16 protein-coding genes and 1 pseudogene are annotated in these 13,162 nt (G+C 31.9%); all 17 read left to right on the top strand.

What is annotated here, in order from left to right:
* The first annotated feature begins 12 nt into the window (after positions 1–12).
* Positions 13–459: a bactofilin family protein gene (locus FHR24_RS02380; RefSeq protein WP_167183320.1), complete on the top strand. Its 447-nt coding sequence runs from the start codon at positions 13–15 to the stop codon at positions 457–459.
* Positions 460–493: 34 nt separating this feature from the next.
* The gene (locus tag FHR24_RS15770) at positions 494–640 is read left to right on the top strand and encodes an AtpZ/AtpI family protein (protein WP_394352391.1); all 147 of its coding nucleotides are present in this window, start codon (positions 494–496) and stop codon (positions 638–640) included.
* Positions 641–644: 4 nt separating this feature from the next.
* On the top strand, positions 645–1,058 hold the full coding sequence (locus tag FHR24_RS02390) for a DUF6168 family protein (RefSeq protein WP_167183325.1): 414 nt from the start codon (positions 645–647) through the stop codon (positions 1,056–1,058).
* 101 nt (positions 1,059–1,159) lie between these two features.
* The gene (atpB, locus tag FHR24_RS02395) at positions 1,160–2,317 is read left to right on the top strand and encodes a F0F1 ATP synthase subunit A (protein ID WP_243846490.1); all 1,158 of its coding nucleotides are present in this window, start codon (positions 1,160–1,162) and stop codon (positions 2,315–2,317) included.
* A gap of 41 nt (positions 2,318–2,358) precedes the next feature.
* Complete coding sequence (locus FHR24_RS02400; RefSeq protein ID WP_167183328.1) at positions 2,359–2,547, top strand: ATP synthase F0 subunit C; 189 nt, start codon at positions 2,359–2,361, stop codon at positions 2,545–2,547.
* Positions 2,548–2,645: 98 nt separating this feature from the next.
* Entirely contained in the window at positions 2,646–3,146 is a 501-nt protein-coding gene (locus FHR24_RS02405; protein ID WP_167183331.1) for a F0F1 ATP synthase subunit B, read from the top strand.
* A gap of 8 nt (positions 3,147–3,154) precedes the next feature.
* Positions 3,155–3,709, top strand: coding sequence for an ATP synthase F1 subunit delta (gene atpH / locus FHR24_RS02410; protein WP_167183334.1), 555 nt, complete (start codon positions 3,155–3,157; stop codon positions 3,707–3,709).
* A 26-nt stretch (positions 3,710–3,735) separates the two neighbouring features.
* Positions 3,736–5,310 (top strand): F0F1 ATP synthase subunit alpha, encoded by a 1,575-nt coding sequence (gene atpA / locus FHR24_RS02415; RefSeq protein ID WP_167183337.1) that lies wholly within the window; start codon positions 3,736–3,738, stop codon positions 5,308–5,310.
* Positions 5,311–5,411: 101 nt separating this feature from the next.
* Positions 5,412–6,272, top strand: a complete 861-nt coding sequence (atpG, locus tag FHR24_RS02420) for an ATP synthase F1 subunit gamma (protein WP_167183341.1) — start codon at positions 5,412–5,414, stop codon at positions 6,270–6,272.
* A 377-nt stretch (positions 6,273–6,649) separates the two neighbouring features.
* Complete coding sequence (locus FHR24_RS02425; RefSeq protein WP_167183344.1) at positions 6,650–7,252, top strand: phage tail protein; 603 nt, start codon at positions 6,650–6,652, stop codon at positions 7,250–7,252.
* Positions 7,253–7,336: 84 nt separating this feature from the next.
* Complete coding sequence (locus FHR24_RS02430) at positions 7,337–8,218, top strand: T9SS type A sorting domain-containing protein (protein WP_167183347.1); 882 nt, start codon at positions 7,337–7,339, stop codon at positions 8,216–8,218.
* A gap of 95 nt (positions 8,219–8,313) precedes the next feature.
* Positions 8,314–9,039: a metallophosphoesterase gene (locus tag FHR24_RS02435; protein WP_167183350.1), complete on the top strand. Its 726-nt coding sequence runs from the start codon at positions 8,314–8,316 to the stop codon at positions 9,037–9,039.
* 75 nt (positions 9,040–9,114) lie between these two features.
* Entirely contained in the window at positions 9,115–9,324 is a 210-nt protein-coding gene (locus FHR24_RS02440; RefSeq protein ID WP_167183353.1) for a DUF6341 family protein, read from the top strand.
* 9 nt (positions 9,325–9,333) lie between these two features.
* Complete coding sequence (gene trmB / locus FHR24_RS02445; RefSeq protein ID WP_167183356.1) at positions 9,334–10,005, top strand: tRNA (guanosine(46)-N7)-methyltransferase TrmB; 672 nt, start codon at positions 9,334–9,336, stop codon at positions 10,003–10,005.
* A gap of 48 nt (positions 10,006–10,053) precedes the next feature.
* Positions 10,054–10,386, top strand: a complete 333-nt coding sequence (locus FHR24_RS02450; RefSeq protein ID WP_167183359.1) for an MGMT family protein — start codon at positions 10,054–10,056, stop codon at positions 10,384–10,386.
* A 156-nt stretch (positions 10,387–10,542) separates the two neighbouring features.
* Positions 10,543–11,787, top strand: a pseudogene (locus FHR24_RS15630) (DUF4331 family protein).
* Positions 11,788–11,871: 84 nt separating this feature from the next.
* A complete protein-coding gene (locus FHR24_RS02465; RefSeq protein WP_167183367.1) occupies positions 11,872–13,158 on the top strand; it encodes a tetratricopeptide repeat protein in 1,287 nt (428 codons plus the stop codon).
* The last annotated feature ends 4 nt before the right edge of the window (positions 13,159–13,162 follow it).

A 13,162-nucleotide genomic window follows, 5' to 3' on the forward strand; every position in this document is an offset into this window, starting at 1 on the left:
ATTTAAGAGGATATGTTTGGTTCAGACAAAAAGAAAGCACAGAGCATGCAAGAGAATTCAACAATGGAGAGAAATAGGATTTCAAAGAAATCAGTATTTAAAGGAAGTATTACTTCACAAGGAGATTTTAGAATTGATGGTACTGTTGAAGGAGATTTAACAACTACAGGAAAGGTGATAATTGGTCCTGATGGGAAAGTGTACGGAAAAGTAAGATGTGTAAATGCTGATATAGAAGGTTATTTTGAAGGACATTTAGAAGTTAAAAATTCTTTATGCTTAAAGCCGTCAGCAAAAGTGGCAGGTGATATTTTTATGGAAAGTTTAACCGTAGAGCCAGGAGCTATTTTTAATGCTAATTGTAGAATGTTAAGTACTATAAAAGAGTTAAACCCAGCAACAAGTGAACAACCAAAAGAAGCAAAAGAAAGAGAACACAACGTTTCGGAAATTTCTTAAATTTTCTGGAATCGGGGTACAGTTGGGGGTAATGATGTTTTTAGCATCTAAGCTAGGAAATTTAGTTGATGAATATTATCAATTTAAAAAACCATGGATTACTCTTTTGTTCATTATACTAGCTCTTGTTATTTTTGTGATGAATTTAATGAGGCAATTAAACAAACTTAATAACGAATAATTTAATGATTAAGAATCATACCAAAGGTTTTGCTATTTTAATAGTAATAAACCTTTTTGCATTTCTAGTGCACAGTTTTTTTAAAAACGACAATCTAATAGATCCGATAATTACGGTGGTTAATTTGCCAATCTCATATGGGGTTAATGCTGTCTTATCAATTTTATTATGCTCTAGCATATTGTTGTTAAGCAAAATATATGAAAGTCAAATAGGCTTTATTTTTTTAGGATTAAGTGTTGTAAAAATGCTTATTTTATACTTAGGATTAAATCCTACGAATAAATTAGGAGAGGTAAGCACACCAGATGCAATAGCATTCTTTGTTCCGTTTGGTTTAAATTTAATTATGGAGCAGATATTTATAGTAAAACTCTTAAAAATAAATGATTTAACTAAAAATTTTAAAAAGGATTAAACTTTTTGAATTTTGTGCAAAACAATGTTGAAAACTTCTATATATTTTAAATTATTGTTTACATTTGCACAAATTTTGAAACAATCCTTATTCACGAGAGAATGATAGTAAAATTGAACTTAAAGTTTTTAGTGGTGTTAATGTTAACATTAACAACGTTTACAAGTCAGGCAAACGATGATCAGCATCATGCAGATGCACACCAAACAGAAGCTGTACAGCATGAAAATGCTGAGCATGTTTCATCTCACAACTCTCACACTAGTGGAGCAAATGATGGAATTAGTACTCCAGAAGAGATTACTGCTTATTCTCAACATCACTTAGCAGATGCTCACGACTTTGTGTTTTTTTCTGATGAAAAAACAGGTCACCACTATGGATTTCCTTTACCAGTAATTTTGGTAGATAACGGATTGAAAATATTTATGTCTTCAGAATTTCACCACGGTGAAGCTGTAGTTAGCAAAGGAAACGCACACTATGTTTTACAACATGGAAAAGTATACAGTTCAGATGCTGAAGGTAATTTATTAGAAGATGAACACGGTCATCACGTACATCCTTTAGATATTTCTATTACTAAAAATGTATTGTCTATTTTAGTAATATCAATCTTAATGTTGTTGTTATTTATTAGCTTGGCTAATGGGTATAAAAAAGGACCAATTCCTACAGGTTTTGCTAGAGTTTTAGAGCCTTTAGTAGTTTTTGTAAGAGATGAAATAGCAAGACCTAATATTGGAGAAAAGAAATACCGTAAATTTATGGGATTCTTATTAACTGTATTCTTCTTTATTTGGATTACCAACTTATTAGGATTAACACCTTTAGGAATTAACGTAACAGGGAATATTGCAGTAACAGTTTGTTTGGCATTATTTACTTTCTTTATTGTTCAGTTTAGTGGAACAAAAGATTATTGGAAACACATATTTTGGATGCCAGGAGTACCGGTTCCAATGAAAATTGTATTAGCTCCTATTGAGATTTTAGGAATGTTTACAAAACCATTCTCATTATTAATTCGTTTGTTTGCAAATATTACTGCAGGTCACACCGTTGTAATGGGATTAATAGCTTTGGTTTACACAGGTAAAGCCATGTTAGGAACAGGTGGTAGTATTGGGGTATCGTTGTTATTAACGTTATTTATCAATGTTATCGAAATATTGGTTGCGTTTTTACAAGCCTACATTTTTACAATGTTATCATCATTGTTTATTGGTATGGCTGTAGAGGAACACGATCATCATTAAGAATAAATTTTTTGTTTAATTATTATAAATCAATTTAAGTTATGTACAATTTAGTAGGAGCAGGTTTAATCGTTATTGGAGCAGGTTTAGGTTTAGGTAAAATTGGTGGTTCAGCAATGGATGCTATTGCACGTCAACCAGAAGCAGCTAACAAGATTCAAACTGCAATGATTATTATTGGTGCATTATTAGAAGGTTTAGCATTTGGTGCTTTAATCTTAGGAAAATAATCACTAAGAAGATTTTAAAGACTATTTGTAACGGTTGGTTGCAAATAGTCTTTTTAAACAAAAAACAAAAAACAAACTATATTAAATATTTTACATAGATGGATAAGTTAATTAACGATTTTTCATTTGGTTTATTTTTCTGGGTAGCAATTATATTTGTTATCTTAATTGTTTTAATGCGTAAGTTTGCATGGAAACCTATTTTAGAAGCTTTAAACGAGAGAGAAGAAGGGATTTCTAATGCTTTAGAGGCAGCAGAAAATGCAAAGAAAGAATTACAAGCTTTAAATGCAGATAACGAAAGAATCTTAAAAGAAGCTAGAGCAGAAAGAGACACTATGTTAAAAGAAGCTCGTGAAATTAAAGACAAGATTGTTGCAGATGCAAAACAAGAAGCAAATGAGCAATCTGCAACTATTATTTCTAATGCAAAACAAGCGATTGAGGTAGAAAAACAAGCAGCATTGGCTGAGTTAAAATCTCAAATTGCAGGAATTTCTATTAGCATTGCAAAAAAGGTGATCAAAAGTGAATTAGCTTCTGAGAAAAGCCAATTAGAGTTGGTAGAAAAATCTTTAAAAGAAGTTACTTTAAACTAATATAAAGAATGAGTACAAGAGCAGCATTACGTTACGCAAAAGCGATCTTAAATCTTGCCAAAACTGATAATAGTGAATCAGCAGTATATGCAGATATGCAGTTGATAGAAGCTACAATTCAGGGAAGTAATGATTTAAAAGTGTTGTTAAAGAGTCCCATTATTAAAGTAAGCGATAAAGTGAATGCTTTAGAAGCTGTTTTTGGGAAACAAATTAACAACTACTCTTTAGGATTGATTAAGCTTTTAGCAAACAACAAACGATTAAACGTTTTAGAAGCAGTAGCAAGTGATTATCAAATTATTTATGACCACTTAAAATCTATTGAAGTTGCTAAAGTAACTACAGCTGTTCCTTTAACGGCAGCATTAGAAGCACAAGTTATTGCTAAAGTAAAAGAATTAACTGGACACGAAACAACACTAACAAACGATATAGATCCTGAAATTATAGGTGGATTTATTTTAAGAGTTGGAGACATTCAGTACGATGCTAGTATAGCAAAAAGTTTGAGAGAGTTAGAAAGAAGTTTTGACGATAGTCACTACGAAGCAAAAATTTAAAAAATTACATCAAATAATAAATAAAGATGGCAGCAATAAAACCAGCTGAAGTATCAGCAATTTTACAAGAGCAGCTAACGAATTTTGAAGCAACAGGTTCTTTAAATGAAGTTGGTACTGTATTACAAATTGGAGATGGTATTGCACGTGTATACGGATTAGCGAATGTGCAGTATGGAGAATTAGTAGAGTTTGAATCAGGTTTACAAGGAATTGTATTAAACTTAGAAGAAGATAATGCAGGTGTTGTATTATTAGGTGCTTCTTCAGAAGTTTCAGAAGGTTCTGTAGTAAAAAGAACTGAAAAAATTGCTTCTATCAAAGTAGGTGAAGGAATTGTAGGTCGTGTTGTTGATACCTTAGGGAATCCTATCGATGGTAAAGGACCAATTACAGGTGAAACTTTTGAAATGCCTTTAGAGCGTAAAGCTCCTGGGGTTATTTTTAGAGAGCCAGTAACAGAACCTTTACAAACAGGTATTAAATCTATTGATGCAATGATCCCTGTAGGTCGTGGTCAACGTGAGTTGATTATTGGTGACCGTCAAACAGGTAAATCTACAGTTGCTTTAGATACAATCTTAAATCAAAAAGAATTTTACGATGCTGGAGTACCCGTTTATTGTATTTATGTAGCTATCGGTCAAAAAGCTTCTACAGTTGCTTTAATTGTAAACTTATTAGAAGAAAAAGGAGCGTTAGCATACACTACTGTTGTAGCTGCAAGTGCTTCTGAGCCTGCTCCAATGCAAGTATATGCTCCGTTTGCAGGTGCTGCAATTGGTGAATACTTTAGAGATACTGGTAGACCCGCTTTAATTGTATTTGATGATTTATCTAAACAAGCTGTTGCTTACCGTGAGGTATCTTTATTATTAAGAAGACCACCGGGACGTGAAGCATACCCTGGAGATGTATTCTTTTTACATTCTAGATTGTTAGAACGTGCTGCAAAAGTGATCAACAACGATGAGATTGCTGCAAAAATGAACGATGTGCCAGCTTCATTAGTTGGGAAAATTAAAGGAGGTGGATCTTTAACTGCATTGCCAATTATTGAAACACAGGCAGGAGATGTATCAGCATATATTCCTACGAACGTAATTTCTATTACAGATGGTCAAATCTTCTTAGATGGAGATTTATTTAACTCTGGAGTTCGTCCTGCAATTAATGTTGGTATTTCTGTATCACGTGTAGGAGGTAACGCACAGGTTAAATCTATGAAAAAAGTATCAGGTACTTTAAAATTAGATCAAGCTCAGTTCCGTGAATTAGAAGCATTTGCTAAGTTTGGTTCTGATTTAGATTCAGCTACTTTATCTGTAATTGAAAAAGGACAACGTAACGTAGAAATTTTAAAGCAAGCTCAAAACGATCCTTATACAGTAGAAGATCAAATTGCAATTATTTATGCAGGAACTAAGAATTTATTAAAAGCAGTTCCTGTAAAAAAGGTGAAAGAATTTGAAGCTGACTATATTGATTTCTTAAACGCAAAACACAGAGATGTGTTAGATTCATTAAAGTCTGGTAAATTAGAGCAATCTTCTTTAGACGTTTTAGAAAGTGTAGCTGCAGAAATCTCAGCAAAATATTAATTAATAAAAAGTATCTAGTATAAAGTTGTAAAAACTTTGTACTAGATATATTATTATAAATAAGTCTTAGTACTTTGTACTAATTACTGAATACTATAAGAATGGCAAACTTAAAAGAAATTAGAAACAGAATTACTTCTATTGGTTCGACAATGAAAATTACGAGCGCAATGAAGATGGTATCTGCTGCAAAGTTAAAAAAAGCACAGGATGCAATTACTGCCATGCGACCATATGCTGATAAATTAACTGAATTGTTACAAAACTTAAGTGCTACTTTAGATAGTAACAATGGAGGTACCTATGCAGAGCAAAGAGAGGTTTCTAAAGTTTTATTGGTAGTAGTTTCTTCTAACAGAGGTTTGTGTGGAGGTTTTAATACATCTATTATCAAAAAAACAGATCGTGTTATTTCTGAAAAATACCAAGGAAAAGACATTACTCTATATACAATAGGTAAAAAAGCAAATGACATTTTATCTAAAAAGTACAATGTAATAAAAAATAACATTGAGATTTTTGATAATTTAACATTTGACAATGTTACTGTAATTGCAGAAGAGTTAATGGATTTATTCTCTAAAGGAGATTATGATAAAATAGAAATTGTATATAACGTGTTTAAAAATGCTGCAACTCAAGTAGCTACATTAGAACAATTTTTGCCAATACAACCTATAGAGATTGAAGGAAATACATCTGCAGATTATATTTTTGAACCTACTAAGGAAGAAATTGTAGAAGCATTGATCCCAAAATCTTTAAAAACTCAATTGTACAAAGCAATTAGAGATTCTTATGCAGCAGAACATGGTGCTCGTATGACAGCAATGCATAAAGCAACAGACAATGCAAAAGATTTAAGAAACGATTTATTGTTAACATACAACAAAGCTCGTCAAGCAGCAATTACAGGAGAAATCTTAGAAATTGTTGGTGGAGCAGAAGCTTTAAACAATTAAGCTGAGGCAACGAAGCTAAATTTACTATCTGCGAAGCTTTAAACAATTAAGCTAAATTTATAATATATAAAAACCGATAACATTAAGTTATCGGTTTTTTTGTGCCGTTTCTAGATGGATTTATTAAAATTCCTTTTCAAAAATTAACAAATTAAAGTTTTACTGTGTCTATACGCAGGTAGTAAATAAATATTATTTTATTAACATATGTTTGTTTTTTGTTTTTTACTTTTAGCATACTATGAAAAATAAAATTGTTCGTAATCTTTTACCAGTAGTTAAAAGTGAAACGGTTTTATTGAATGCTGAGTTTTAGAAAGTGTGATTTATTACACTTGAAAATTGAAACATTTATTAATAATAAAATTTTAATTACTATGGAACCATTTATTGGACAAATTATGATGTTTGGAGGGAACTTTGCTCCAAAATATTGGGCATTCTGCGATGGCCAAATATTATCAATCTCAGATCATCAAGCCTTATATTCACTTCTAGGTAATGCTTATGGAGGAGATGGTAGAACAACTTTTGCTTTACCAGATTTAAGAGGGAGAGTAACAGTACATCCTGGATCCGGCCCTGGTTTAACTACTAAAAAACTAGGACAAAGCGATGGTCTAGAGGCAACTGTTATTAACATAAACAATATGCCTAATCATAGTCATAATGCAAGCTTTACACAAACATCTGGAGAGGTGTCTGCAGTGGGATCCATTCCTGTAAACAATGAAGATGGTAATGCTGATTCTTCAGATCCTTCTTCTGGGGTATTTGCATATGCTAGTGGAGATATGTACACTTCAGAACCTGCAAATGCAAATAACCCAGGAAATATAAGTGTTACAGGAAGTGCTAAAGTTACAGGAAATGTAGTGGTAGATCCTCAAGGGAATCAAGAACCGTTTAATAACATGCAACCTTTCTTAGCAATTAATTACATTATTGCTCTAGAAGGAATTTACCCATCAAGAAGTTAAATTTTAGTTAATTGTTACAAAACGTAAAGTTAATTAGATTGCTCTGTGTTTTAAATTATATAATTTTGATAAAAAAATAATACTATGAAAAAAATTACTTATTTATTTTATTTACTACTGTCAATAAATGCTATTGCACAAGACAAAAATGGAAGTATAGATGCTGCCGGTGATATTATGGTTATTGCTTATGATAACAGTGGTGATGATGGACTTGCTTTTCTATTACTAGATGATGCACCAAATGGAACAGAGATCCGTTTTACAGATGAGGAGTGGGAAACAAATCAGTTTAATTCTCCTACAGGTGAGGGAGATTTATTGTGGTCTAACACAGGAGCTAAGATCAATGCAGGAACTGTAATTATTATAGATAATGCAAACGGGACAGGTATAACTGTTAATTTAGGAACTATTGTAGAAAGTGATTCTGGTTACACGCATTCTAATGGAGATCAGGTAATTGCATTTACAGGAACCAGATCAACTCCAGGTACTTTTTTAACCTTTCATGGAGATGAAAACAGTGTCACTGCCAATCCTCCTGAAGATGCAACGTTAGCAGGAACAGGTTTAACAGCAGGTGTTAATGCGCTGCCTCTACCAGATGCTGTTGGTTATTATACAGGAATTACAGACTTTAATGGTTCAATTACTGAAGTATCAGCAGCCATTGCAAACAGTTCTAATTGGACTATTTCGGCTTTTGCTTTTCCGACTAATGTACAAACAGAGTTTACTGGTACAGCTTTTGGCTCAACTTTAACCACTAGTAATTTAGATACTATAAAAACAAGTATTTCTGTTGTTGGAGATAAATTTGTAAGTAATGATGCTAGTTTAACTATACAGGTTTACAATACCCTAGGACAAAAAATAACTAACGAATCTTTGTCCAAAGGAATTTACATTTTAAGAATTATAAATACCAAAGGAGAAGTTGTTTCCTTAAAAAAAGCAATATAAAACAAATACATAATTATTATATATAAAACCGATAACATTAAGTTGTCGGTTTTTTTGTGCGTAATACCTATATTTAGACTTTAATTTTTTTAGAAATGGAAAGAACACTAGTTATTGGAGATGTACACGGAGGTTTTAAGGCTTTAGAACAAGTTTTAGAAAGAGCAAGCGTAACTACAAAAGATACACTTATCTTTTTAGGAGATTATGTAGATGGGTGGAGTGAAGCTTTTGAAGTATTGAATTTGTTAATCAGTTTAAAAGCATCACACAATTGTGTGTTTTTAAAAGGAAACCACGATGAGCTTTTTTACGATTGGCTAACAAAGGGTAAAGACAATCCCAATTGGTTGCACCATGGTGGGCAAGCTACTATAAACTCTTACAAAGACAGACCTTATAACTTTATTCAAATTCATACTCATTTTTTAGAAAACTTAGAAAACTATCATTTAGACTCTAAAAATAGATTGTTTTTACATGCAGGATTTACCAATGTAAAAGGAATAGAGCAAGAGCATTTTACCAAAATGTTTTATTGGGACAGATCTTTATGGGAAACTGCTTTGGCTTGTAGAAATTTAGATAAGAGTGATGAATTTTATCCTGAAAGGTTAACTATTTATTCAGAAGTATACATTGGTCACACTCCCTTGTCTAGAATAAATAAAGACAAACCCTATTGTGCAGCTGGAGTTTGGAATGTAGATACCGGAGCTGCTTTTACCAATCCGTTAACTATTATGGATGTAGATACCAAAGAATTTTGGCAAAGCGATGCGTTACCCACTTTATATCCAAATGAAAAAGGTAGAAATTAATATAAAAAAAGCTTTTCAGATTTTTAATCTGATTACTTTTATTACTTTTGCAAGGCTAATAAAAATATAACTATTATGACAGCATTAAACATCTTTAACACTATTGATGATTTATTTACAAACGGTTTGTTTGCACCCTTTAAAGCTTTACGTTTTAGTGGATCTTGGTGGGGATCAAACGCTTTAAACTTTGTATTTATAATTATAGGTTTGGTATACTTTGCTTATTGGATGAAAGAATCTAAAAGATTTAAAGATACAAATACAGAAGATTCATCAAAATAAGAAACTAGATTGGGAAGTAAAAATAAGTTAAAACGTTTTAATGAAAATGAAACGTTTGACAACGTAATACAGCCAACTAGAGAAGAAGTTGTATCAGGTTTTAAATATCAAGGAAAGTGGAATACATTCTTTAAAAACGACAATCCTATAGTTTTAGAACTAGGTTGTGGTAAAGGAGAATATACAGTTGCCTTGGCACAAAGAAACCCGAACGTTAATTATATTGGTATAGATATTAAAGGAGCTCGTTTTTGGAGAGGTGCCAAAACAGCTACCGAAGAAAACATGCCTAATGTAGCTTTTATTCGTACTCAAATAGAATTGGTTGATTATATTTTTGCTGAAAATGAAGTAAGTGAAATTTGGATTACTTTTCCAGATCCACAAATAAAGTACAAACGTACCAAACACCGTATGACAGGGAATGCTTTCTTAAAAAGATATCATAAGATATTAAATAACGAAGGAATTATGCATCTAAAAACTGATAGCGAGTTTATGCACGGCTATACCATCGGTTTGTTACACGGACAGGGTCAAGAAATTTTGTATGCAAACCACGATGTTTACAGACAAGAAGGAGCTCCTAAAGATGTAACCGAAGTACAAACTTATTACGAAAGTCAATACTTAGAAGTAGGTAAAGCCATTACCTATTTAAAGTTTAAATTAACATATTAAAAAAAACCTCTGTATACAGAGGTTTTTTTGTTTTATACATGATTCTTTTTGAGTTCAAATAATCAAGATTTTTTTAAGAGAGTACATCAAGTAGCTACACTAATACCCGTAGGTAGAGTAACTTCTTACGGAGCTATTGCTCAATACTTAGGAACAAAGTCATCTGCCAGAGTGGTAGGATGGGCAATGAATGCTGCACATGGCGATTTGTCTATTCCTGCACACAGAGTGGTAAATAGAGTAGGCTTATTAAGCGGAAAACATCATTTTGAAGGAACCAACTTAATGCAACAACTTTTAGAGAATGAGGGAGTAGTTGTAAAAGAGAACAAAATTCAAAATTTTAAAGAAATTTACTGGGATCCATGTAAAGAATTGTAAAAATAAAATTTTATATAAATAAATAACCCACTAGTAAACAGATGTTTATTGGTGGGTTTTGTTTTTTGTTAAAAAAAATAAAACTTTTTTAAAACCGTATAGAACTTTCTCTCGTACATAATTGTGTAAACGTTTTAATAACTAAAAAATACAATTATGAAGACAAGTAAAATTTTATTGGGGCTAGCAACTATAGCTTTAGTGTCTGGAGCAATTATAGCGGCAGACCATATTGATGCTCCAGACGTAAAAGGAGGTACAAGTGATATTACAGATTTTTATGCTTTTGAGGGAGCAAGTGCTAGCAATTTGGTTTTTGTAGCAAATGTGCAAGGATTAATTTCTCCAGAAAACTCAGCATCAGCAAAATTTGACAAAGATGTAATGGTAGAAATTAATATTGATACTGATGGGGATAATATTGAAGATTTAGTAATTCAGGCTGTGCCAAACGGAAATAACATGGATGTTTATGGACCTGCTGTGCCAAATGAAACTGGAGGAGTAAGTACTATGTTAGATGCTAAATTTAAAAGTAGTGTAGCCGTTACTACTTATGGAACTACACAAATTGCTGCAACTGTAAACGCAAGTTTGGTATCAGGAGTAAAAGCATTTGCAGGTTTAAGAGACGATCCTTTCTTTATGGATTTTGCTAAGTATACTGAAATTATTGGAGGAACAGCAACAAGTTTTGACAATCCAGGAGCAGATACTTTTGCAGAAAGCAATGTGTTATCTGTAGTAGTAGAAGTACCAAAAACTATGATTGGTGGTACAGGAACAATCAATACTTGGGTAACTACAAAAAGAAAACAATAATAACATTTAAAAATTAAGATTATGATACGCAAAATAACAACCATAGCATGTATGTTACTAATCGCAGCAGTTTCTGTAAACTGTTCTAACGATGATGACAATAACGATATTAAGAACGAAACGAAAGCAATGTACGTTTTAGAAGATCAAATGGGGAGGCCAGCTATAAACACAGTATTTGTAGCCACGGAAGACAAAGATGATTTTAACACAACCATTCCATCGGAGCAAGGAGCCAAATACGCAAGTAAGTTCAAAACAAATTTAGAAGCTTTAAGTCCGGCTTTTAATGAATCTACAGACACAAACGCTTTGGGGCAAGATGCAACAGCATTTACAACTTTATTAGCGACAGATGTATTAAATGTAAGTTTAGATGGTAAAACATCTTTTTACGATGGTAGTGATGGTACTTTATTAACTGGTAGAAACTTAACTGATGATGTAATTACTACAGAGTTATTATTAATTTTTGGAGGAGAAGACTTTGATGAAAACCCAACTTTATCTGATGACCATGTTGATGCAAATGATAAAGAGTTCTTGACTGAATTCCCTTATTTAGCTTCTCCTTGGTAAGCAGTTTTTTTAAAAATAAATAAATAAATGCTGGTTTGTCCAGCATTTATTTATCAATCATTCACTTTTTAATCCCCCTTTAAAATGAAGTATCTAAACAAAACAATAGCTATTGCTAGTATAGCTATACTAACCGTTTCTTGTTCAAAAAACAGCAACAACGTAGTACAACTAAAAGACATAAAAACATATTTAAGAGTTCAGCCAGATAAAGAACTGATTAAAACACAAAAAAACATTGCGTTCTGGAGTAGAAAACTAGAAGCAACTCCATCTCAATTTCCATACAAGGTTCAGTTAGCAGGTTTAGAAAATCAATTATTTTCTAAAACCGGATCTATAGAACATTTAAAAAATGCTGAATACTTTTTGCTAGATGCTATCAATAAAACAGGACATAAAAATTCTGGATATTTAAGAGCCTTAGCCAAAAACTACATTTCTCAACATCAGTTTAAAAAAGCATTAGACTTATTGCAAAAGGCAGAAGTAAATGGAGATAAAAAACAAGAAACAATTAAAATGTTGTTTGATGTAAATCTAGAATTAGGAAATGATGAAACAGCAGAAGCTTATCTAAGAAAAATAGAAAATAAACGTTCTTTTGATTATTTAATTAGAATTGCCAAATGGCAAGATCATATTGGTCATTTAGATGCTACCATTTCTTATATGGAAGAGGCATTGGCTGTGGTTACAGAAAAAGAATACAAAGGCTTAGAGTTGTGGTGTATTACCAATTTAGCTGATTATTACGGACATTACGGAGATATTCAAAAATCTTATGAATATTATTTAAAAGCTTTAGAATTAAACCCACATAATTATTACTCACTAAAAAAAATAGCATGGATTTCTTTTTCTAATGATAGAAATATACAAGAAGCCAAAGCAATTTTATCCTTTTTAGACAAAAACTATCAAGGAGTAGATGTAGATTTATTAGTTTATGAAATTGCTTTGTATGAAAATAATCAGGTAGAAAATAGTTATAATTCTTATTGGTCTCAAGTACAAAATTCGGCTTATGGAGATATGTATAATGCTTATAATTTTGATATTTTTGTACATCAAAAAAAATACGAACAAGCCTATCAAATTGCATTAAAAGAAGTAGAAAATAGACCTACAGTAAGTTCTTATTCTATGTTGGCATTAGCATTAACATATGTAGATAAACCATTGGTTGGATTGGAAATTATTAACACAAAAAATGTTTTAAAATCTTATGAGCCTTTGGTATTGTTAAGAGTGGCTAAAGTATACGAGCTTAATGGTAAAGCAGATAAAGTTGCTCCTATAAAACAAGAATTGCTAGGGGCATATTTTGAACTAGGGCCTGTAAAAATAATGGAAGTACAAAAATTGTAAAAGA

It is taken from the genome of Wenyingzhuangia heitensis, from assembly GCF_011762155.1.
GTDB classification, from domain to species: domain Bacteria; phylum Bacteroidota; class Bacteroidia; order Flavobacteriales; family Flavobacteriaceae; genus Wenyingzhuangia; species Wenyingzhuangia heitensis.